A 21,348-nucleotide genomic window follows, 5' to 3' on the forward strand; every position below is an offset into this window, starting at 1 on the left:
AACGCCCGCCATCGCCTGCCAGCCTCGCGTGACAGGCCCGGCGAGCGGCAAATACCTGCGATGGGGTACCGCCTCGCGCACGAAGCCCCTGGCAACCTTCAGGCCGCCAGGGGCATCCGCACGCTCACCCGCAAGCCGCGACCGAACGGCGAATCGAGCAGTTCGATGGAAGCGTCATGCAACTGCGCCGCACGCTGCACGATGGAAAGGCCCAGGCCGTAGCCATCGCCGCGACTGCCAGCCTCGCGATGAAAGCGCGCGAACACCGCGGCGCGTCGTTCCGGCGGAATGCCTTCGCCGTTGTCGATCACGTCGATCACCGCCTTGTCCCGCTCGCTGCCCACCGCAAACTGCACGCGGCCGCCGCCCGGCACGTGACGCAAGGCGTTTTCCAGCAGGTTGCGCATGAGCGCCGCGAGCGCGACCTCGTGGCCATGCACGGGCACCGGCCGGTCCGGAAGTTCCACGTCGAGTTCCACGTCGCTGTCGGCGATCAAGGGCGACAGTTCCTCGATCACCATTCTCGCCACCGCGGAAAGGTCGACGACGCTGCGCTCGCCATCGCGGAAGCTGGCCTCCAGGCGGGCCAGCGACAACAGTTGCTCCACGCGCCGGGCCAGCGCCGCAAGGCTTTCACGCGCGCTCGCGAGCGCCACGTCCGCCTCGTGCGTGTCACGCGTGGCCTCGGCGTTTTCCAGGTTGATCATGGTGGAGGCGAGCGGCGTGCGCAGCTCATGCGCCACATCCGCGCTGAAACGGCGCTCGCGCTCGAGGGCCTCCTCGAGCAGGCCCAGCTGGGCGTTGAGCGCCGCCAGTACCGGCTCGAGCTCGCGCGGCGCATCGGCCAGCGCCAGCGTCTCGTGGCTGCCGGGCTTGCGCGTAGCCAGCAGCGAGGCCAGCGCATCCAGCGGCCGCAGGCCGCGCCGTACTGCCCAGCCCACCAGCAAGGCGAGCACGGGCAGGCCGATCATGGGCGGCAGCACGTATTCCATCCATAGCGCATTGGCGATGTCGCGACGGCTGTCATAACGTTCGGCGGCGCGAATGGTCACGCCTTCGGGTGTCGCCGGCAGGGTGAACAGGCGCCAGCGGTAGCGACCCAGCTCCACGTCCTCATAGCCGACATCGCTCAAGGTGGGCGGCGGCAGGTCCGCGATATTGCCCGTGACCATCAACAGGCGGCCCTGCATGTCGAACACCTGGAAGCCCACTTCGGATTCGTAGGTCTGTTCGTGCAGCGCCCGTTCCTGCGTGGACTTGGCTTCGATCGGCACCACCACGCCGCCCTCGCCCGCCTTGCGCCGGATGGTCTCGAGGCCGACGTTGCCGATCATCGTCTGCAGCGTGCGCGCCGATTGCGCGAGTCGTCCATCCGACAGTTCGCCCACCTCCTGCGTGGTGCGCTTGATGCTGAAGACACCCAGGGGAAGCAACACCAGGGCGATCACACCCAGGATCAACCAGCGCAGGCGGGAACGCAGGCTGCCGGGCTTCACTTCGGATCCCGCGGAACCATGTAGCCGAAGCCGCGCACGTTGCGGATGGCTTCGAAGCTGAGCTTGCGGCGCAGCGAGTGCACCAGCACCTCCAGCGCATTGTTGCCGACCACGTGGTCCAGCCCGTACAAGGAGTTTTCCAGGCTCTCGCGGCGCACGAGCTTGCCGGCGTTTTCCATCAGCGCCTGCAGCAGCGCGAACTCGCGGCGCGTGAGGTCCACCGGCTTGCCGCGGAACACCACCTCGGACGTGCCGACGTCCAGGCTCAGCGCACCGGCGTCGATGCGGTTCACCGCCATCCCGCGCATGCGCCGGCTGAGCGAACGGATGCGCGCGGCCAGTTCGTCCACATGGAAGGGCTTGGTGAGGTAGTCGTCGGCGCCCGCGTCCAATCCATCCACGCGGGCGGACACGCCGTCACGCGCCGTCATCACCAGCACCGGCGTGTCGACATGCGCGCGGCGCGCCTCCACCAGCACGTCGATGCCGTCGCGGCCCGGCAGGCCGAGGTCCAGCAGGATCAGGTCCGCCGAGCGATCGCGTATCGCGTTCATCGCCGAACGGCCGTCGCGCAGCCACGACACCGTGTAACTCAGGCGCTCCAGCGTCCGCTGGATGGCGGCGCCAAGCTGCGCGTCGTCTTCGACCAGGAGAATGTGCACGAGCCGTTGGCTCCCGTTGGCAGCGCGGACAGCGCCCATTATGCGGGAGGCGACTCATGAATGACCAAAACACCGCCTCCCGCCCGCGCCGGAGGCAATGGACGGGAAGCGACGGCACCGTGGCCTCAATCCTTGTCGTAGGCGAACTGGATACCCGCCGTGCCGCCGGTCTCGATGAACAGGTTGATGAAGGCCGGCACCGTGTCCTTGCGCTGCCAGTCACGCTGCAGCTCGCAGAACAGCTGGGCCACGCTGATCATCTTGCCGCCAGCCTGCTCGATGCGGCGCAGCGCCATCTCGTGCGCCGTGGCCGAAGTGCCGCCCACCGCATCGGCCACCACGTAGACCTCGTAGCCTTCGCGCAGCGCATCGATGGCGGGAAAGGTCAGGCACGCCTCCGTCCACAACGCGGTCATGATCAGCTTCTTGCGCCCCGTGGCTTCCACGGCCTTGCGGAACTCCACGTCTTCCCACGAGTTGATGCTGGTTCGGTCATAGGTGGGAAACGTGTCCAGCACCTTGCGCAGCTGCGGGATCGGCGGCTTGTTGAGGCCCGTTTTCACGTTGACGGTGGAATGCACGATCGGCAGTCCGTACGTCACCGCGGCCTTCGCGGTGCCCACGATGTTGTTCACCAGCAGTTGGCGGTCCATCGATGCGATGGAGTTCACCTGCACGGGCTGGTAGTCGATGATCACGAAGGCCGCGTTCTGCGGCGTGAGCAATTCGTCGTTGACGGGATCGCGGATGGGTTCACTGGCCATGGTCATGTCTCCTGGGGTGAAAGAGCGCGCGCGGCGCCGGATGGGTGAGCGCCCGGATAAGGGGGCGGTCGGAATCGAGGGTCTCGGGAACCAGCGGGCCGCCGGGCGGTTGCGGCACCGATGCCGTGCGGATCACCGGCATGCCGGCCACGGCCTGGAACAAGCCGCTCGGGTGGTTGATCAGCAACATGGCGGTCGAGGGTGGGGACCTTGCCGTGAGGTCCGCGGGAACGCTCATGCTGCACCTCCTGGCGTGGAGTGAAGGACAAAGACCGGCCGTGCCCGGCGACGACATCGCCAGCAAGGCAAGCAGTGGAAGGCGCCGTCGCGCCGCCCTGCGGCGCGACGGCATGCAACCTTAGGACGCGCCCTGCGGCGGGATGCGCCCGAAGCGGCCGTTGCTGAAATCGGCGATGGCCTGGTGGATTTCCTGCATGGTGTTCATCACGAACGGGCCGCGTCCGACGATCGGCTCGTTCAGCGGTTCGCCGCCCAGCAGCAACAAGGTGGCGTCGGTGTCGGCCTCGATCACCACGTCGGTGCCTTCGCGATCGAGCATCACCATCTGCGCATCACGCGCCACCTGGCTGCCGTTCACCTGCACGGTGCCGCGCAGCACCACCAGCGCCGCCGTGTGGCCGGCCGGCAACGACAAGCGTGCCTGGCGACCCGCATTGAGGCGCACGTCCCATACGTTGATCGGGCTGAAGGTCTGCGCCGGGCCGCGACGGCCGTCGTAATCACCGGCGATCACGCGCACCCGGCCCACGCCCTGCGGCAGGTCCACCGAGGGGATCTCGCCATCGAGCAGGGTCTGGTAACGCGGCGCATCCATCTTGTGCTTCGCGGGCAGGTTCACCCACAGCTGCACCATCTCCAGCACGCCGCCGGTGCGGGTGAATTCGGCCGAGTGGAATTCCTCGTGCAGGATGCCCGAAGCCGCCGTCATCCATTGCACGTCGCCCGGGCCGATGCGGCCGCCGGCACCGGTGGAGTCGCGGTGTTCCACCTCGCCCTCGTAGACGATGGTGACCGTCTCGAAGCCGCGATGCGGATGCTCGCCCACGCCACGCGGGCGCTCGCCGGGCTTGAAGTTCAGCGGCCCGGCGTAGTCCAGCAGCAGGAACGGGCTCAGGTGCTCGCCGTGGCTGTCATACGAAAACAACGAGCGCACGGGGAAACCGTCGCCCACCCAATGGCCGTGGGGCGCACTGTAAAGGCCAAGCACCTTCTTCATGGAAGTCTCCGGTTCGGGCAGCGCCAGTTGGGCTGCTCCATTGACAGGGGACGATACGCTTGGAACGATGAGCCCAGTAGACAGCAATTTTCGCCTCCTGCGTTCCATATCTGGAACGATAGACGAGACCGCATGCGCGACCTCAACGACCTGTACTACTTCGCCCAGGTGGTCGAGCACCAGGGCTTCGCGCCGGCCGGCCGCGCCTTGCGCATCCCCAAGTCCAAGCTCAGCCGGCGCGTGGCGCTGCTGGAAGAGGAGCTGGGCGTACGGCTGATCCAGCGCTCCTCACGCCGCTTCTCGGTGACCGAGATCGGCCAGGAGTTCTACAGCCACTGTCGCGCCATGCTGGTGGAGGCCCATGCGGCGGACGAAGTGATCGCCCTGCGCAGCGCCGAACCGCAGGGCGTGGTGCGGCTGAGCTGCCCCATCGCGCTGCTGCATGCCCGCGTCGGCGACATGCTGGCGGAGTTCATGCGGCGCTATCCCAAGGTGACCTTGCTGCTGGAAAGCACCAACCGGCGCGTGGACGTGATCGCCGAAGGTTTCGATGTCGCCATCCGCGCCCGTCCGCCGCCGCTGGAAGACAGCGACCTGGTGATGCGCGTCTTTGCCGAACGAAGCTGGCGGCTGGTGGCGAGTCCGGCGCTGATCGCCGAGCTGGGCCGGCCAAGCGTGCCGGCGGACCTCAACCGCTTTCCCACCGTGGACACCGTGCCGCCCGCCGGGCATCACACCTGTGAGCTGGACGGCCCCAACGGCGCGCGCGCCACGCTGCACCACACGCCGCGCATGGTCACCGACGACCTGATCGCGCTGCGCGCGGCGGCCATCCATGGCGTCGCGATCGCCCAGCTGCCCAGCATGGTGGTCACCGACCAGCTCAAGAACGGGGAGCTGGAGGAACTGCTGCCGGGCTGGTCGCCGAAGCTCGGCATCGTGCATGCGGTGTACCCCTCGCGCCGCGGCATGCTGCCGGCGGTGCGGACGCTGATCGACTTCCTGGCCGAACGCATGCGCGCGGCGGACGACTAGCGCACGCCTCGCGTCTCATCCGATGAGACGGTCACCGGCTGCAATGCCGCTCCCTGCCGGACGGAGCGCGCCATGAATGCCTTGCCCAATCCCCTCGCCCGGCGCGCGGTGCGCCAGGACGGCGCGCTGGCGGCCCCGGTGCCCGGGGGCGATGAGCTGGCGAGCCGGCTGGCCAAGCGCTATGGCGACCGCATCACCGGCTCGTTCGTGCAGCCGGCGCGCGAAGGGCGTTTCGCACCGCTGCCCGGCGACATGCCGCCCGCCCTCGCGCAGGCGCTGCGCTCGCGCGGCATCGAGCAGCTCTACGACCACCAGGCACAGGCCTGGAGCGCCGCGGCGGCCGGCAAGCACGTGGTGATCGCCACCCCCACCGCCTCGGGCAAGTCGCTGTGCTACACGCTGCCGGTGATCAGCGCCGCGATCCGCCAACGCGCCAAGGCGTTGTTCCTGTTTCCCACCAAGGCGCTCGCGCAGGACCAGGTGGCCGAGCTGCTGGAGCTCAACCAGGCCGGCGGGCTGGGCGTGAAAGCCTTCACCTTCGACGGCGACACGCCGGGCGATGCGCGCCAGGCGATCCGCCTGCACGGCGACATCGTGGTGAGCAACCCGGACATGCTGCACCAGGCGATCCTGCCGCATCACACCAAGTGGGCGCAGTTCTTCGAGAACCTGCGCTATGTGGTGATCGACGAGGTGCACACCTATCGCGGCGTGTTCGGCTCGCACGTGGCCAACGTGCTGCGCCGGCTGCAGCGCGTGTGCGCGTTCTACGGCGTGTCGCCGCAGTTCATCCTGTGCTCGGCCACCATCGGCAACCCGGCCGAACATGCCAGTGCGCTGATCGAGCAACCGGTCACCGCCATCAGCGAGAGCGGCGCGCCGGTGGGCGAAAAACACGTGCTGCTGTGGAACCCGCCGGTGGTGAATCCCGACCTCGGCCTGCGTGCTTCGGCGCGCTCGCAGTCCAACCGCATCGCGCGCACGGCGATCCGCGCGGGATTGAAGACACTGGTGTTCGCGCAATCGCGGCTGATGGTGGAAGTGCTCACCAAGTACCTCAAGGACGTGTTCGACAGCGATCCGCGCAAGCCACCGCGCATCCGCGCCTATCGCGGCGGCTACCTGCCGACCGAACGCCGCGCCGCCGAACGCGAGATGCGCGCGGGGCAGGTGGACGGCATCGTCAGCACCTCGGCGCTGGAACTGGGCGTGGACATCGGCGCACTGGACGTGGTGGTGCTCAACGGCTATCCCGGCAGTGTCGCGGCGACGTGGCAGCGCTTTGGCCGCGCCGGTCGCCGCCAGCAGGCCTCGCTCGGCGTGCTGGTGGCCAGCAGCGATCCGCTGGACCAGTACCTCGTGCGCCATCCCGAATTCTTCCAGGGCGCGCCGCCGGAGCATGCGCGCATCGCGCCCGACCAGCCGCTGATCCTGCTCGACCACATCCGTTGCGCGGCCTTCGAACTGCCGTTCCGCGAAGGCGAGCTGTACGGCCCGCAGGACGCCACGCCGTGGCTGCAGGTGCTGGGCGAGGAAGGCGTGCTGCACCAGGAGGGCGAACGCTTCGAATGGATCGCCGACAGCTATCCGGCCAATGCGGTGTCGCTGCGCTCGGTGGCCGACGGCAACTTCGTGGTGGTCGATCGCACCGAAGGCCGGCAGACCATCGTGGCCGAGGTGGATTTCAGCGCGGCCTCGCTCACGCTGTACGAAGGCGCCATCCACATGATCCAGTCCGTGCCCTACCAGGTGGAAAAGCTGGACTGGACCGGCCGCAAGGCCTACGTCACGCGCACGCAGGTGGATTACTACACCGACGCCATCGATTACACCAAGCTCAAGGTGCTCGAGGCCTTCGATGGCTCGTCCGCCGGACGCGGCAGCGCGCACCACGGCGAAGTGCACGTGGCGCGGCGCGTGGCCGGCTACAAGAAGATCCGCTACTACACGCACGAGAACATCGGCTACGGCCCGGTGAACCTGCCCGACCTGGAACTGCACACCACCGCCGTGTGGTGGCAGCTGCCGCAGCGCGCGCTGGAACAGGCCTTCGATCATCGACAGGAGGCGCTGGACGGTTTCCTTGCCGCCGCGCACGCGCTGCACATCGTCGCCACCGTCGCGGTGATGGCCGAGGCGCGCGACCTGCAGAAAGCCGTGGGCAGCGGCGACGGCGCGTGGTTCGCCACGCCCGACGCGAATGGCCGCGCGCAGATTCGCGCGGGTTTCGGCGAGGACGAAGCGGTACTGCACGGCCCGTTCGTCCCCACGCTGTATCTCTATGACGCGTTTCCCGGCGGCGTGGGCCTGAGTGCGCCGTTGTACGAGCGGCGCGAGGACCTCGTGCGCCTGGCGTGCGACCTCGTGCATCGCTGCGACTGCCACGCGGGCTGCCCGGCCTGCGTCGGCCCCGTGCTTGCCACGGACGAGCAGCAGGAGCGTTCGCTCAAGTCGCTCGCCACGCGCGTGCTCGACCTGATCGTCGCCCTGTGAGCGCACTCGCCGACAAGCTGCGCGGCCTGCGCCGACAAGCCGGCGTGCCGGTGCCCGCCGCGCCCGGGCCTGCGCCGGTGCGGCGTCCCGAACCCCTGCCCGACAACCTGCGCGCGCTGCTCGGCGTGCGGCGGCACAAGGGCACGGCGCCACGCAAGGTGGCCGCAGCGCCAGCGAGCTTGCCCGGGCGCACCCTCGCGCCAGGCCTGCAGCTGTGCGAGGCGAACGTGGCGTGGCCGCCCGCACCGCCGCTGTTCCATGCCCAGTTCGCCAGGCTGGAGGCGTGGATCGAGCCCGAACGGCTCGTGCTGTTCGACACCGAAACCACCGGGCTCGCGGGTGGCACCGGCACGCGCGCCTTCATGATCGGCGTGGGCCACTGGCACGAGGGCCACTTCCGCGAACGCCAGTTGCTGATCACCACGCTTGCCGGCGAAGCGGCGATGCTCGACTGCTTCGCCTCCTGGCTGAAGCCCGACAGCGTGCTTGTCAGCTACAACGGCAAGTCCTACGACGCGCCGCTGCTCAAGACACGCTTTCGTCTGCAGCGGCGCGCCAGCCCGCTCGACGGCCTGATGCACATCGACCTGCTGCATCCCGTGCGCCGCCGTTGGCGCGGCGCGTGGGAGAACTGCCGCCTCGCCACCGCGGAGCGCCAGTTGTTGCAGGTGGTGCGCGAAGACGACCTGCCCGGCGCCGAAGCGCCCGCCGCATGGCTCGGCTTCCTGCGCGGTGGTGACGCCGCGCCCTTGCATCGCGTCGCGCACCACAACAGCCAGGACCTGCGCAGCCTGGGCGGTATCCTTCACCAGTTCGCCTCGCCACACGACGCCTTGCCCATCGACGAATGACAACCATGCATGTCACCCGATTGACATGCCGACTTTCGCAGCCGATTCACGCCATCGCGCCCACAATCGCCGGCACCGCCCGGGGTAGGACGCCCCTTCGAATCACCAGGGGATCCTACACACCGGCCCGCATCGGCGCATGCCGCCCTCTCTCGGGAGTGGTAACGATGAGCATCCCCTTCATCCATTATTTCCGCATCCTCGTCGCCGGCGACCGGGCCGAGGAGGTCGCCAGCATCATCGAGCAGGACCTGCATTTCAGGGTCCACGTCGCGCCCCCATCGGGCGTCGAAGAAGCCATCCGCTCGGGTGCGGACCTGGGCGCCATCGTGGTGTCCCGCGCGCTGGCGCCGACGGCGATTGCGGCGCGCGACGACCGTGGCCTGCGCATGCCCATCTTCATGATGACCGACCGTCATGAGGAGACGTTCCACGATCCCTTCCTGAAATCGCTGGACGGCATCGTCATCGCCGATCTGGAAAGCCGCGACTTCTACGAGAAACGCCTGGTCGCCTCGGTGGAACAGTACGTGTCGAGCCTGCTCACGCCGTTCTTCGGCACCCTCATGCAATACGACTTCGACGCCAACCGCACCTGGGCATGCCCCGGCCACCAGGGCGGCCAGATGTTCATGCGCCACCCGGCGGGCCGCCTGTTCTACGAGCACATGGGCGAGAACGTTTTCCGCGACGACATCTGCAACGCCATGGTGTCGCTGGGTGACCTGCTGATCCACGAAGGCCCCGCGCTCGCCGCGCAACAGGCCGCCGCGCGCGTGTTCCAGGCCGATCGCACCTACTTCGTGCTCAACGGCACGTCGGCCTCCAACAAGGTGGTCAACACGGCGCTGCTCACCAGTCGCGACATCGTGCTGTTCGACCGCAACAACCACAAGTCCAACCACCACGGCTCGCTGGTCTTTGCCGGCGCGATACCGATCTATCTGGAAGCCGACCGCAACGGCTTCGGCATGGTGGGGCCGATCGACTGGACGGCCTTCGACGAGGCGTCGATCCGCGACAAGATCAAGCACCACCCGCGCCTCAAGGGCACCAACGCATGGCAACGCGAACGCCCGATCCGGGTGGCCATCATCGAGCAATGCACCTATGACGGCACCGTATACAACGCCAGGAAGGTGTTGGAGAAGATCGGCCACCTGTGCGAGTACATCCACTTCGACGAGGCCTGGGCCGGCTTCGGCGCGTTCCATCCGTTGATGAAGGATCACTTCGGCATGAGCCTGTCCCTGACCGGCAAGGACCCCGGCATCATCGCCACCCAGTCCACGCACAAGCAACTGGCCGGCTTTTCACAGGCGTCGCAGATCCACGTACGTGATGCGCACATCCGCGAGCAGCCGTTTCGCCTGAACCACAAGCGGTTCAACGAGATGTTCATGCTGCAGGCGTCGACGTCGCCGTTCTATCCGTTGTTCTCCAGCCTTGACGTCAACGCGCAAATGCACGCCGACAAGGCCGGCCGCGTGCTGTGGGACGACATGGTGCGGCTGGGTATCGAGGCGCGCAAGGCGATCCGCAAGCGATTCGCCGGCTTCCTCAACCCGTTCGTGCCTGACACCGTGAAATACCAGGGCGAGCGCATCAAATGGGAGGACGTGCCGACCGATGCCCTCGCCACCGAACAGGAGTACTGGCAACTCGACCCGCATGAAACGTGGCACGGCTATCGGCATCTCGGTGCCGACGCGGCGATGGTCGATCCGACCAAGCTGATGCTCACCACGCCAGGCATCGACGCAAGAACAGGCGCATACGCCAGCAGTGGCATACCCGCCACCATCATCGCCAACTACCTGCGGGAAAACCACGTCATTCCGGAGAAGAATGACCTCAACAGCATCCTCTTCCTCATGACTCCCGCCGTGGGCGAAGGGAAGATGGCGATGTTGCTGGCAGCGCTGGAACGCTTTCGGGACCACTACGACGAGGACAGCCCGCTCGATCAGGTCTTGCCTGGCGTCGCCCGCAAATACGAAGCCCGGTACCGGGGATACACCGTGCGCCAGATCGCGCAGGAAATGCACGACTTCTACGCGTCGAGGGACGTCAAGGAACTGCAGCGCCTGAGCTTCCGCTACGAATCGTTCCCCGAGCAGGCCATGTCGGCGCGCGAAGCCAACGAAGCCCTGGTCAGCGGCCGCGTCGACTTCGTGCCCATGGACCAGGTAAAGGGCCGCGTCGCAGCGACCCTCGCGCTGATCTATCCGCCCGGCATCGGCATCGTGGTGCCGGGCGAGCGCTACGACGATCGTGCCAAGCCGATGATCGATTACTTCCTTGCATTCGAGGAAAGCTGCAACCGTTTCCCCGGTTTTTCCTATGAAGTGCAGGGCGTCTACCAGGTGCCCGAGGGCGACAAGGTACGGTTCTACACGTATGTCGTCCGGGAGGATTGAGCCGCGCTCGCGGCTCAGTGTTTCGCCTGGAAAAGCCCGAGGTCGATGCTCGCGGCCATCGCCTTGTAACCCGCCCCGTTGGGGTGCAGGTGGTCGCCGCTGTCGTACGCGGGAAGCATCCGGTCGGGGTGTGCCGGATCGCGGATGGCCTTGTCGAAGTCGACCACCGCATCGAAGGCGCCGCCGTGGCGGATCCAGTCGTTGACCGCCTTGCGCTTCGCTTCATTGGCGGCGGAGTGATAAGGCCACGAGGCGCCGCCAAACGGCGTCAACGTGGCGCCGACGATGCGGATGCCACGTGCATGCGCGCGCTGGATCAGCGTCTTCATGCCGCCGGTGACCTGTTCCGCCGTGACGCGGTCTTCCGCCTTGGCCTGGGGGCCGGAGTTGCCGATGTCGTTGATGCCTTCCAGCAGCACGATCCAGCGTACGTTCGCCTTGTCCAGCGCATCGCGATCGAAGCGCGACAGGGCGCTCGGGCCGTAATCGTCATGCAGGATGCGATTGCCGCCGATGCCCGCATTGGCCACGCCGACGGCCTGGAATCGCGCATCGCCCTGCAGGCGCGTGGCGAGGTCATCCGGCCAGCGCTGTTGGGCGTCGGCGTTGGACCCGACGCCATCGGTGATGGAGTCGCCAAACGCGACGATCGTGGCGCCTTCCGGTACCGACGCCACGTCGACATCGGTGAGGAAGAAGCGGCTGCCGTTCGTCTCCGTTCCGGGAAACCGCACCGAGGTGGTGGCGTCGCCCTGCTCCGTAAGATAAGCCGTCGCCATGGCCGCGCTGTGGAGGGTGGATGCCACGCCCGCGTTGGCCGGCACGTAGAGGCTGACGGCCAGCTCCTGCAACGGCCTCACCGTCATCTCGACCGCATCGCTCCATGCCGCTTCGCCCTTGGCGAGCGTGATGGTTGGTTTGCCGTTGAACGACACCGCGTGATCCGTGCCCGGCGCGATGGCGCCTCCTTCCGTATGGGACGCCACCCGCACGGGGCCGAGCATCAGCGGTGCAGCGCCATCGAGGTTGGACAAGCGCACGCGCACGGCGGTGCCACCCGCGCTGATGCGCACCACCTGTCGGATCGTCTGGTCGGACACGGCCGGACCCGCCGCATCCGGCGACGCGGACCATGCGCCTATCCAGTGCGCTTCGCCGCCGGTTGCCGCGCAGGCCGATGCGAAGCAGAAGAAGCACGACATCCACAGGGCAAAACGTGACAGCGGGCGATGCATGGGGGTCTCCTCCGGAGGCGGAACAGGGGGACTTTGATGCGCTGGATCATCCGACCATACCAAACCACGCCGCGGCGGACATCGCCATGCCCTCCGCGCCGTCCCTGCGGCTGCGGTCAGCCATGCACGTCACGGAACGAGCGAAAGCTCGGCTTCGATCTCCACCGGCATATGGAACGGCAGCTCCGCCATGCCCACGGCGCTGCGCGTGTGCGCGCCGCGCCCGGGACCGTACAACTCGAGGATGAGGTCGGAGAAACCGTTGATCACGCTCGGCTGCTGCGCGAAGCCCGGCGCGGAGTTGACCATGCCGAACACGCGATGCCAGCGGCGCACCCTGTCCAGGTCGCCGATGCTCCGCTTGATGCTCGCCAGCATCGACAGCGCGACCAGCCGCGCGGCGCGATAGCCCTCTTCCACCGTGAGATCGGCGCCCACCTTGCCGAACGGCCCCGCCAATGAACCGTCGGCGGCCTGCGGCCCATGGCCCGAGGCCCATACCCGCAGGCCGTCGACCTGGACGACATCGAAGGGCAGCGACAGATGGGCCGGCACCGGAAACGGCGGCGGCAGCACCAGCCCCATCGTGGCCAGCCGATCTTCGATGTCGCTCATGGGTCGTCCTCCGGTCGCGCTCAACGGGCAAAGAAGAAAGCCGATCGATTCGGAAAGCCTTCGACAGGCATTCGGCGCGTGCCGCGCGCTTTACCGGCCTCATCGGTGCATGCCGGCCCCCGCTTCACCCCGCGCGCACACCAGGCAATCGTAACCGCACCAGCAACCCCGTGCCCGGCGCGTGCAGCTGCAGTTCGCCGCCCATGCTTCGCGCCAGATCATTGGCTATGGCCAGGCCCAGGCCGCTGCCGGTCTCTGCCGTCTGCGTCGCGCGGAAGAACGGCCGGCAAGCCTGGCCGAGATCATCCGGGGTCATGCCCGGGCCATTGTCCTCGACCTCGATGCATGCCCACGTGCCATCCGCATAGACACGAATATCCACGCGTCCTTGCGCCGGGGTATAGCGAATGGCGTTGTCGACCAGATTGCGCAGCGCGGTCTGGACGGCCAGACGATCGCCTGGCAAACCCAGGCGCTCCAGGCGATCCGCACCGAGATCGATGCGCTTGCTTTCGGCAAAGTCCAGCGCCTCCCCGACCACCTGCCGCACGATATCCGCAAGCCACAGGACGCCGTGGTTATCCGCCGCGCCCTGCTGCAGGCGTGCCAGCGAAAGCAGCTGCGACACCAGGCGGGAACTGCGCTTGAGGCCGACGCGCAACTCATCGACGCGCTCGCGCGCCGCCGGCGCCATGGCCACCGTGTCCAGGTTCTGCGCCTGCAGGGTAAGCGCGGTAAGCGGCGAGCGCAGCTCGTGGGCGGCGTCGGCCACGAAGCGACGCTGTTGTTCCAGCGCCTCGCCCAACCGATGAAGCAGGCGGTTGATCGATACGATGAAAGGCTCGATTTCCGAAGGCATGCCCGCGGTGGGCAACGTACCGATCTCCTTGCGCCCGGCCCGATCGAGTGCTTCGGCCAATTGCGTGATGGGCTTGAACGAGCGTCGCACCACCCACGCCACCACCATCATCAGCGCCACCATCAGGCACAGCAGCGGTACCAGGGTGCGCAGGGAGCCGTCGCGTGCGATCTCATCGCGCAGCGCTGTAGGTTGCGCCACCGCAAAACGCAGGCCCGCATCACCGGAAACGACCCAGACCCGCCAACGCTCGCCACCGTACATGACGGTGTGCAGGCCATCACCCAACCCACATGGCAAGGCGATGCCCTGCGTTGCCCCGCAGAGGCCACCTGCATCGTCACGCAACCGAACGACCGCGACGGCTTCCGAGGAGGGCGGCGACGGCCGGAAGATGCCGGCCTGGTCGATCACCGCGGGCGGAATGCGGCGGATCAAGGCGCCTACCTGCTTGAGGGTTTCATCCTGCAGGGCATGTGCCTCGCCTTCGGCGAACCGGAACGAAGCCACCGTCGCGATGCTGCCCACGCCCGCGATGGCCACGATGATCCACAACGACAATCGCAGGCTCAGGGATCGTGGCGTCCCGCGCTGCCTAGCGTCCATCCGATGCCCCTGACATTCCGGATGACGGATGCACCCAGCTTCTTGCGCACGCGATGGATGAGAAATTCGATCGCATTGCTTTCCACCTCCTCATTCCATCCGTACAGCGCCGTTTCCAGCGTAGCGCGCGAGACGACCGCGTGGCGGCGCAGCACCAGGGCTTCGAGCAAGGCGTACTCGCGGGGTGACAATTCATGCTCCGCGCCGGCGAACCAGGCCACGTGGCGCACCGGGTCGATGGACAACGCCCCGTGGTTCAGCCGTCCGGACGATTGCCCGGCAAGTCGGCGCGCTATCGCGCGCAGGCGCGCCAACAGCTCGCTCAGATCGAAGGGCTTGACGAGGTAGTCATCCGCACCGAGGTCGAGCATGGCGATCCTGTCCTCGATCGCGTCCCTCGCCGTCATCACGAGCACCGGCACGGTCTTGCCTTCCCGGCGGATCCAACGCAGTACATCGTCGCCACTTCGACGCGGCAAGCCCAGGTCGAGCAGCACGGCGTCATGCTCGACCTTCGTCAACGCGAGCTGGGCGGTTTGTCCGTCGGATACCCAATCGACCGCGTAGGCCGCATCACGCAGGGCCTGGATGACCGCCTTGGCGATCATGGCGTCATCTTCGACGACAAGTATGCGCATGGCGCATTGTAGGCACCCGCGCGGCGATGCAGGCAAACCGCCATGGCCGATGGCCGCCCGGGAATCGTCCCGGGCCTCCCCATCCGCCTCACTTGGCGGGAATCATCCCGAGGCTGCGCATCCATGTCTCGGCCAGCGCCGGCCAGTGCGTGATTGGCAGCGACGTGGGCCGCAGGCCGAAGGCGTGCCCTCCGTGGGGGTAGATGTGCAGTTCGGCCGGCACGTCGGCGTTCTTGAGCGCGTTGTAGTAGGCCAGCGCCTGCTCCACGCCATCCACGTGGTCGTCCTCGGCCTGCAGCACGAAGGTCGGCGGGGTCTCGCGCGATACCGGAATATGGGGGTTGAACTTGATGCTGTCGGTGGCCAGGTGGCCCGGATAGATGGCCAGGGCGAAATCCGGGCGGCTGCTTTCCTTGTCGGCCGCGTCGATCGGCTCATACGTGCGGCGCTTGAACTGCGTGCTGACCTCGGCCACCAGAAAGCCGCCCGCGGAGAAGCCGAGCACGCCGACCTTGTGCGGATCGATCTGCCACTCGGCGGCGCGCGAACGCACCAGGCGCAGGGCACGCTGCGCATCCTGCAACGACGGCATCGACAGATCCAGATTGTGCGGCCGGCAGTCACATTTCCAGTCGTAAGGCGCACTCGGAACGCGGTACTTCAGCAGGATGCAGGTGACGCCTTTGGCGGTCAGCCAATCACACACGTCCGTACCTTCCAGATCGATGGCGAGCATCTCGAAGCCGCCGCCAGGAAAGACCACGACCGCCGCGCCGGTGTTTTTCCCCTGCGGGGCGTAAACAGTCATCGTGGGCAGCGACACGTTCCGCACCGCAGTCACCGACTTGCCGCCAATCAGCGCCTCGGGGTTGGTTTCAACCGTCTCGGGCCCGGGCATGGGCTGAGCATGCGGTGGCGTGCCGGGCCACAGCGGTATCTGCGCATGGCCGGCGGCGGGCTGCCAGACCATCGTTTCCGCCGGCGCGTTGGCGCACGCGGCGAGCAGGCAAAGCGCAATCGCCCATGACTTCATGGCGCATCCTCCTGGTTGATGCCTGGAAACCCTGCGGGACCGCAGCGGCACCAGGTGCCGCCACACGAACCGGAGCATGCGGGCCACATCGGCCCTTTTGACGCCACGATGGAGTCAATCCTGGGGCGGCGACAACGCAGTGGCGCATGGGACGTCGCGCATCCCGGCCGTGGTCATCAGGACGGTGCTCCAGGCGCCGCAGAGCTGCCGTTTCCTCTTGGGCTGAGATACCCGGACGTTTTGCCGCATGTGCTTTCTTGCCGCGCAGCACTGATCCAGACAGCTGTCAGACTTTGAGCTCCCACCACTTCAGTCTTCGCACGGGCTGCGCCCGGGCAACACGCCTATGAACAAGTTCAAGCTCAAGAAGCCGTCCGGCATGGCACTCGTGCTGACCCTGCTGTCGCTGCTCTGCATCACCATCTACGGCGCGATCGCCTTCGGGCTGGCGTCGCAGATCGGCAAGGCGCCTGGCGTCGTGCATGGCGTGACGGCAGACGACTGAAGCATCGCGACGCCAGGGGCATCCGCTTCCTCCACGCGGATTCCTCATCCATCGGCGCCCCACTCGCAAGGACGACCGAAGGGACGCGGTGATCGCGCAAGCTCTGCCAAAAGGACGATTGCACCGGTCCGCGAGCGGGCACAGCATGAGGTCCGCGTCGGAGGGGGCGTTCATGGTGAAGACCTTCAGCTGCGATTTCCTTGGTGCGCAGGTGCGCGTCAGGTACGAACACAGCGGTGACGAAGAGGCGATCTGGATCGCCAACGTCGTGCTGAATGGCCGTGCGCGTAGCATCGACGGCGCCACTGCGCTGCAAACCGCCTGCGCCAGGAACGACGTCACCCGCTCCGTCCTGCGTGGACTCGAGTGGATGCGCAAGGTTGACGCAAGGGTCTAAGCACCCGGCCTGCGCCCTGCGTGGCAGGGACCATCCCGTCGGACAGCGAGGCAAGCCCGTGACGCGCAGTCGGCCACGGTGGCGCAAGCCCTCCCTGGCGACGCACATCCCACGACGGCATGCAGGCGAAACAGCCTCACCACGAGGTCGGCGGACTTCGCGGGAAGCCGCGTGGACGCGCACCATCATCCGCATGCGTGGGAAACGATGCGTGCCGCACGTAGTTCTACCTGGAACCGCCAGGCATATCGACGAAGCCGCTGGCGCGCGGACCACGCCGACGCGCCAACGGCAGGAGGATGAGAAAAGCAGCGCCCGTCCGGATCGCACGACCCTTCGCGCGATCGAACGCGCATGTCATGCGCGGCACCGCCACGTGGCCGCTCACGCAACCTAGGTAAATCTACTTACGACTCACAGAGGGAAGACGGCGGGCGACCAGAAGACGATCATTGGCCAAGGCGGAAGCACACCTTCATCGAGACGATCGCCGTTGCGGTGGCCAACCCCGGCATCCCCTCTCGCTCGACCGCGTGCCTCCACCGGCATATCGCGCATGGCACCATGCCTGGCAGCCCGGCTTTCTCGCGACGCATACGTCGACTGACGGAACATCGCGCCGCCACGTCGCCGCGTTCGACGTGGTACGGCCAGAACAGCCTGGTTCGCCGCTCGGGCATCTCTACGGCAACACGCAAGGAGATCGTCGATGCTGTCCACGCTCATTTCCGAAAAGACCCTGTCCCGCGGCATGCTCGACGTCCTCATTCGAGCCGGCCTGATCACGGTACTTGCCGTGTTCTGCTTCCGCATCTTCTATCCCTTCGGAAGCCTGCTGGTGTGGTCGCTGATTCTCGCGATCACGCTCTATCCGCTGCACCTTCGACTACGCAAACGCCTTTCGAACAAGAATGGCCTGACGGCGACACTCATCGTCGTGCTCTCCCTCATCGTCATCATGGTGCCCGCCTATCTGCTGGGTGTCGCCTTGGTCGATTCAGTGGAGCATGCGATGGAAGTGGCCAAGGAAGGCAGCATCCGCATTCCTCCGCCTTCGGAATCCGTGGCGAGCTGGCCGCTCGTGGGCGGCAAGATCTATGCGTTCTGGTCGCAGGCCTCCACCGACCTCACCGGCTTGATCCAGAAGTTCACGCCGCAGCTCAAGGGCGTTGGCTCGGCACTGCTCGGCGTCGCCACCAGCGTTGGCTCGGGGCTGCTGATCTTCATCTTCGCGCTGATCATCTCGGGCATCTTCATGGCCTACGGCGAGGAAGCTCGGGCCAGTGCGATGAAGATCGCCTCGCGCCTGTTCGGGCAGGAGACCGGCCCCAAGATCACCGAACTTTGCGCCGCCACCATTCGCGCGGTGGCCCAGGGCGTGGTCGGCATCGCGTTCATCCAGATGTTGCTGGTGGGCATCGCCTTCGTGGTCAAGGGCGTCCCGGGCGCAGGCCTGCTTGCGCTTGCGGTGCTGCTGTTGGGCATCATGCAATTGCCGGCCACGCTGATCACCATCCCCGTGATCATCTTCGTGTTCGCCAAAGAGGGCTTCACCGTCGGCGCCATCGTGTTTGCGGTCTACGTGTTCGTCGCCGGCCTCGCGGACAACGTGCTCAAGCCACTGTTGCTGGGCCGCGGCGTGGACGTGCCGATGCCGGTGGTGCTGATCGGCGCACTCGGCGGCATGGTGACCGGTGGCGTGATCGGGCTTTTCATCGGCCCGGTGGTGCTTGCCGTCGGCTATCAACTGTTCTGGCGCTGGGTGGAAGACCAGCCGCACACCGTCGAGGTGCCCATCGAGCCCAAACAACCTTGACCCGGGCGGAGGTCGAACGTGTCGTGCCTTACCGGTTCCCGCCGACTGCTGCTGGCGAGCGTGGCGTGCCTCGGCGGCTGCGCGACGGTGGGGCCGGATTTCCAGCCGCGACATGAGGACTGGCCCGCCCGCTGGACCAGTGCCGCGATCGAACAAGCCACCACGCCGCAGACGCAGGCCGATGCGAGCCAGTGGTGGCAGGTATTCGACGATCCGAACCTGCAACGGTTGATCGCCGAAGCCGATGCGCACAACACCGACATCAAGGTCGCCGGCCTGCACGTGCTGGAAGCGCGCGCGCAACTGGGCATCGCGCTGAGCGGCCGCTATCCGCAGGTGCAGCAGATCGGCGCCGATGCGGCATACACGAAAACCAGCAACCACCACGAGCCCACGCCGGACATCCCGGGCTCCTGGCAGTACGGCGCAGGCTTCAACCTCGGCTGGGAGCTGGATTTCTGGGGGCGCTTCAAGCGGGCGATCGAATCGGCCGACGCGGCCTATTTCGCCTCGCAGGCCAATCGCGAGGCGATCCTGGTGCTCATGCACGCCCAGGTGGCCGACACCTATTACACGATGCGCACGGCCGAGGCGCGCCTGCGCATCGCGCGGGAGAATGCCGACCTGCAGAAGCGCAGCTTCGAGATCACCGAGCGGCTGTTCAAGAGCGGCGAAAGCGACGAGCTCGATTTCCAGCAGGCCAAGACGCAGTACCTGAGCACGGCCAGCAGCATCCCGGACTTCGAGAGCCAGATCGCGCTCGCGCGCCACGCATTGGCGGTACTGGTCGGCCGGCCACCCGGCCCCATGCCCGAACTGGACGAATCATCCGGCAAGCAGGGCTTCATCCCCCTGGTCGATCGCGCCGTGCTGCAGGACGTGCCGGCGAACCTGTTGCTTCGTCGCCCCGACGTGCGCGCCGCCGAATGGCAGATGGCCGCGCAGTCCGCGCTCATCGGCGTGGCCAAGGCGGATCTCTATCCCTCGGTGAGCTTGCTCGGCACGCTGGCGTGGAGTGCGAGTTCGCTTTCCGGATCACCCAGCACGCTGGCCCTCGCCGTCGGCCCGAGCGTCACCTGGAACGTATTCGACCACGGCAGGATCATCAACAACGTGCGCGTCCAGGACGCCCGGCTGCAGCAACTGGTCGTCACCTACCAGGGCACGGTGCGCGAAGCGGCGCGCGAGGCCGACGATGCGGCTACCGCGCTGATCTCCGCGCTGCAGCGGGACAGCATCCTGCGCGATGCAGAGACCTCGGCGCGGCGCTCGCTCACGCTGGCCAACACCGTTTATCGTGAAGGCTATTCCGACTTCCAGCGCGTGCTCGATGCCCAGCGGGCGCTGTCTTCCGAGCAGGATGCGTACGTCGTCAACCGCAGCAACGCGGTGGGCAGCCTGATCGCGCTCTACAAGGCAGTGGGCGGTGGCTGGCATACGGACCAGCCCATGATCGATCCGGCCACGCGCGACCAGATGAAGCAACGCACCGACTGGGGCGACCTGTTCGACGAGGTGGAGTCGCCATCGGCCTCCGCCCGCGCACCAGCGAGCCCCGCACGATGAGCGAGACGGCTGCGCCCGCCCCATCCACGCCGGCAGCCGCCGAGCCTTCCGGCAAGGGCGTCAAATGGGTGCTCGTGCTGATCGGCGCCAGCCTGCTTTGGTACCTGCTGGCCGATCGCTACACGCCCTATACGCAGCAGGCACGCGTGCAGGCCTTCGTTATTCCTGTCGCCGCGGAAGCGGCCGGTCGCGTGACGCGCGTGTTCGTGCACGACAACCAGCAGGTCGCCGCGGGACAGGTGCTGTTCGAGATCGATGCGGAGCCGTACCGCATCGCACTGATTCGCGCGCGCGCCGACCTGGAGTCGACGCGTCGGCAGATCGGCGCCAGCACCGCCGGCATCGATTCGGCGACCGCATCGTTGCGTGCGGCCATCGCCAACGAAGTGAAGGCGCGACAGGACAGCGACCGCCTGGAACGCCTGTATCGCGAAGACCAGGGCACCGTATCGCTGCGTCGCCTGGAAGTGGCGCGCGCCACGCATGAGCAGGCGATCAGCCAGGTCAGCGCCGCGCGCGCGGAAGTCGAACGCGCCAAGGAGCAGCAAGGAGGCAGTGAAGCCGAGAACGCGCAGTTGCGCAGCGCCGCAGCAGCCGTGGAGAAGGCCGAACTGGATCTGGCCAACACCAAGGTGCATGCGCGCTCCGCGGGGTTGATCACCGACCTGCGCACGGACGTGGGCCAGTTCGCCGCCGTAGGCCATCCGGTCATGACGCTGATCGCCAACCATGACGTATGGGTGAGCGCCGACATGACCGAGAACAATCTCGGTCACCTGGAGCCGGGCATGCCGGTGGTCATCGCATTGGATTCGCGTCCGGGCGAACTGTTCCACGGGCGCATCCGCAGCATCGGCTACGGCGTCAGCGCCGGCCAGAGTTCGCCGCCCGGCACGCTTCCCACCATACAGAACAGCCGCGACTGGCTGCGACCCGCGCAGCGATTCCCGGTGGTCGTCGAATTCGCCGCCGGCGAGACCGTGCCGGTTCGCGACATCCGCGTCGGCGGGCAGGCGGAGGTGATGGCGTTTCCCACCCGGGGCAATCCGCTCAACCCGCTGGGAAGGGTCTTCCTGCGCGTGATGAGCTGGCTTTCCTATCTCTACTGATGACCGGCGCC

General features: G+C 67.1%; 19 protein-coding genes. 9 read left to right on the forward strand and 10 right to left on the reverse strand.

Annotation, left to right across the window (positions count from 1 at the left end):
• Positions 1–98 precede the first annotated feature (98 nt).
• From JMF82_RS05250 to JMF82_RS05270, 5 genes are all read right to left on the reverse strand, one after another.
• The gene (locus JMF82_RS05250) at positions 99–1,496 is read right to left on the reverse strand and encodes an ATP-binding protein (protein WP_201313484.1); all 1,398 of its coding nucleotides are present in this window, start codon (positions 1,494–1,496) and stop codon (positions 99–101) included.
• The gene (locus JMF82_RS05255; protein WP_201313485.1) at positions 1,493–2,158 is read right to left on the reverse strand and encodes a response regulator; all 666 of its coding nucleotides are present in this window, start codon (positions 2,156–2,158) and stop codon (positions 1,493–1,495) included. Before JMF82_RS05255 ends, JMF82_RS05250 begins: the two co-directional genes overlap by 4 nt.
• 125 nt (positions 2,159–2,283) lie before the next feature.
• Positions 2,284–2,922 (reverse strand): hydrolase, encoded by a 639-nt coding sequence (locus tag JMF82_RS05260; protein WP_201313486.1) that lies wholly within the window; start codon positions 2,920–2,922, stop codon positions 2,284–2,286.
• Positions 2,912–3,160, reverse strand: a complete 249-nt coding sequence (locus JMF82_RS05265) for a hypothetical protein (RefSeq protein WP_201313487.1) — start codon at positions 3,158–3,160, stop codon at positions 2,912–2,914. The genes JMF82_RS05260 and JMF82_RS05265 overlap by 11 nt, the downstream gene beginning before the upstream one ends.
• 120 nt (positions 3,161–3,280) lie before the next feature.
• Entirely contained in the window at positions 3,281–4,159 is an 879-nt protein-coding gene (locus JMF82_RS05270) for a pirin family protein (protein WP_201313488.1), read from the reverse strand.
• Positions 4,160–4,291: 132 nt separating this feature from the next.
• Between JMF82_RS05270 and JMF82_RS05275 the strand changes: the two genes are divergently transcribed.
• The 4 genes from JMF82_RS05275 (at position 4,292) to speC (ending at position 10,958) form a co-directional block, all read left to right on the forward strand.
• Positions 4,292–5,194 carry a LysR family transcriptional regulator gene (locus JMF82_RS05275; protein ID WP_201313489.1) on the forward strand — a complete coding sequence of 301 codons (903 nt, stop codon included), beginning with the start codon at positions 4,292–4,294 and terminating at the stop codon, positions 5,192–5,194.
• 72 nt (positions 5,195–5,266) lie between these two features.
• A complete protein-coding gene (locus JMF82_RS05280; RefSeq protein ID WP_201313490.1) occupies positions 5,267–7,687 on the forward strand; it encodes a DEAD/DEAH box helicase in 2,421 nt (806 codons plus the stop codon).
• Complete coding sequence (locus JMF82_RS05285; protein ID WP_201313491.1) at positions 7,684–8,538, forward strand: ribonuclease H-like domain-containing protein; 855 nt, start codon at positions 7,684–7,686, stop codon at positions 8,536–8,538. The genes JMF82_RS05280 and JMF82_RS05285 overlap by 4 nt, the downstream gene beginning before the upstream one ends.
• A gap of 167 nt (positions 8,539–8,705) precedes the next feature.
• On the forward strand, positions 8,706–10,958 hold the full coding sequence (gene speC, locus JMF82_RS05290; protein WP_201313492.1) for an ornithine decarboxylase: 2,253 nt from the start codon (positions 8,706–8,708) through the stop codon (positions 10,956–10,958).
• Positions 10,959–10,972: 14 nt separating this feature from the next.
• Here the strand turns inward: speC and JMF82_RS05295 are convergent, their stop codons facing one another.
• The 5 genes from JMF82_RS05295 to JMF82_RS05315 form a co-directional block, all read right to left on the reverse strand.
• A complete protein-coding gene (locus JMF82_RS05295; protein WP_201313493.1) occupies positions 10,973–12,193 on the reverse strand; it encodes an SGNH/GDSL hydrolase family protein in 1,221 nt (406 codons plus the stop codon).
• 129 nt (positions 12,194–12,322) lie between these two features.
• Positions 12,323–12,808, reverse strand: coding sequence for a RidA family protein (locus JMF82_RS05300; RefSeq protein ID WP_201313494.1), 486 nt, complete (start codon positions 12,806–12,808; stop codon positions 12,323–12,325).
• A gap of 124 nt (positions 12,809–12,932) precedes the next feature.
• Entirely contained in the window at positions 12,933–14,228 is a 1,296-nt protein-coding gene (locus JMF82_RS05305; RefSeq protein WP_201313495.1) for an ATP-binding protein, read from the reverse strand.
• An 8-nt stretch (positions 14,229–14,236) separates the two neighbouring features.
• Positions 14,237–14,911 carry a response regulator gene (locus JMF82_RS05310; protein WP_201313496.1) on the reverse strand — a complete coding sequence of 225 codons (675 nt, stop codon included), beginning with the start codon at positions 14,909–14,911 and terminating at the stop codon, positions 14,237–14,239.
• An 88-nt stretch (positions 14,912–14,999) separates the two neighbouring features.
• Entirely contained in the window at positions 15,000–15,944 is a 945-nt protein-coding gene (locus tag JMF82_RS05315) for an alpha/beta hydrolase (RefSeq protein WP_201313538.1), read from the reverse strand.
• Positions 15,945–16,290: 346 nt separating this feature from the next.
• Between JMF82_RS05315 and JMF82_RS05320 the strand changes: the two genes are divergently transcribed.
• The 5 genes from JMF82_RS05320 to JMF82_RS05340 all read left to right on the forward strand — a co-directional run bounded on the left by JMF82_RS05320 (position 16,291) and on the right by JMF82_RS05340 (position 21,337).
• Entirely contained in the window at positions 16,291–16,449 is a 159-nt protein-coding gene (locus tag JMF82_RS05320; RefSeq protein WP_201313497.1) for a hypothetical protein, read from the forward strand.
• Positions 16,450–16,621: 172 nt separating this feature from the next.
• Entirely contained in the window at positions 16,622–16,846 is a 225-nt protein-coding gene (locus JMF82_RS05325; RefSeq protein ID WP_201313498.1) for a hypothetical protein, read from the forward strand.
• 709 nt (positions 16,847–17,555) lie between these two features.
• Positions 17,556–18,662 (forward strand): AI-2E family transporter, encoded by a 1,107-nt coding sequence (locus tag JMF82_RS05330; protein ID WP_201313499.1) that lies wholly within the window; start codon positions 17,556–17,558, stop codon positions 18,660–18,662.
• Between the two features lie 18 nt (positions 18,663–18,680).
• Positions 18,681–20,228: a TolC family protein gene (locus tag JMF82_RS05335; RefSeq protein WP_201313500.1), complete on the forward strand. Its 1,548-nt coding sequence runs from the start codon at positions 18,681–18,683 to the stop codon at positions 20,226–20,228.
• On the forward strand, positions 20,225–21,337 hold the full coding sequence (locus JMF82_RS05340; protein WP_201313501.1) for an HlyD family secretion protein: 1,113 nt from the start codon (positions 20,225–20,227) through the stop codon (positions 21,335–21,337). Before JMF82_RS05335 ends, JMF82_RS05340 begins: the two co-directional genes overlap by 4 nt.
• Positions 21,338–21,348 lie beyond the last annotated feature (11 nt).

The sequence above is a fragment of the Dyella sp. EPa41 genome (assembly GCF_016586165.1).
In the GTDB taxonomy this organism is placed as follows: Bacteria; Pseudomonadota; Gammaproteobacteria; order Xanthomonadales; family Rhodanobacteraceae; genus Dyella.

Coding starts and splice junctions, on each gene's coding strand:
- JMF82_RS05260 (WP_201313486.1), bottom strand. CDS start 2,922: ATGGCCAGTGAACCCATCCGCGATCCCGTCAACGACGAATTGCTCACG.
- JMF82_RS05320 (WP_201313497.1), top strand. CDS start 16,291: ATGAACAAGTTCAAGCTCAAGAAGCCGTCCGGCATGGCACTCGTGCTG.
- JMF82_RS05275 (WP_201313489.1), top strand. CDS start 4,292: ATGCGCGACCTCAACGACCTGTACTACTTCGCCCAGGTGGTCGAGCAC.
- JMF82_RS05310 (WP_201313496.1), bottom strand. CDS start 14,911: ATGCGCATACTTGTCGTCGAAGATGACGCCATGATCGCCAAGGCGGTC.
- JMF82_RS05280 (WP_201313490.1), top strand. CDS start 5,267: ATGAATGCCTTGCCCAATCCCCTCGCCCGGCGCGCGGTGCGCCAGGAC.
- JMF82_RS05325 (WP_201313498.1), top strand. CDS start 16,622: ATGGTGAAGACCTTCAGCTGCGATTTCCTTGGTGCGCAGGTGCGCGTC.
- JMF82_RS05270 (WP_201313488.1), bottom strand. CDS start 4,159: ATGAAGAAGGTGCTTGGCCTTTACAGTGCGCCCCACGGCCATTGGGTG.
- JMF82_RS05265 (WP_201313487.1), bottom strand. CDS start 3,160: ATGAGCGTTCCCGCGGACCTCACGGCAAGGTCCCCACCCTCGACCGCC.
- JMF82_RS05300 (WP_201313494.1), bottom strand. CDS start 12,808: ATGAGCGACATCGAAGATCGGCTGGCCACGATGGGGCTGGTGCTGCCG.
- speC (WP_201313492.1), top strand. CDS start 8,706: ATGAGCATCCCCTTCATCCATTATTTCCGCATCCTCGTCGCCGGCGAC.
- JMF82_RS05340 (WP_201313501.1), top strand. CDS start 20,225: ATGAGCGAGACGGCTGCGCCCGCCCCATCCACGCCGGCAGCCGCCGAG.
- JMF82_RS05315 (WP_201313538.1), bottom strand. CDS start 15,944: ATGAAGTCATGGGCGATTGCGCTTTGCCTGCTCGCCGCGTGCGCCAAC.
- JMF82_RS05295 (WP_201313493.1), bottom strand. CDS start 12,193: ATGCATCGCCCGCTGTCACGTTTTGCCCTGTGGATGTCGTGCTTCTTC.
- JMF82_RS05330 (WP_201313499.1), top strand. CDS start 17,556: ATGCTGTCCACGCTCATTTCCGAAAAGACCCTGTCCCGCGGCATGCTC.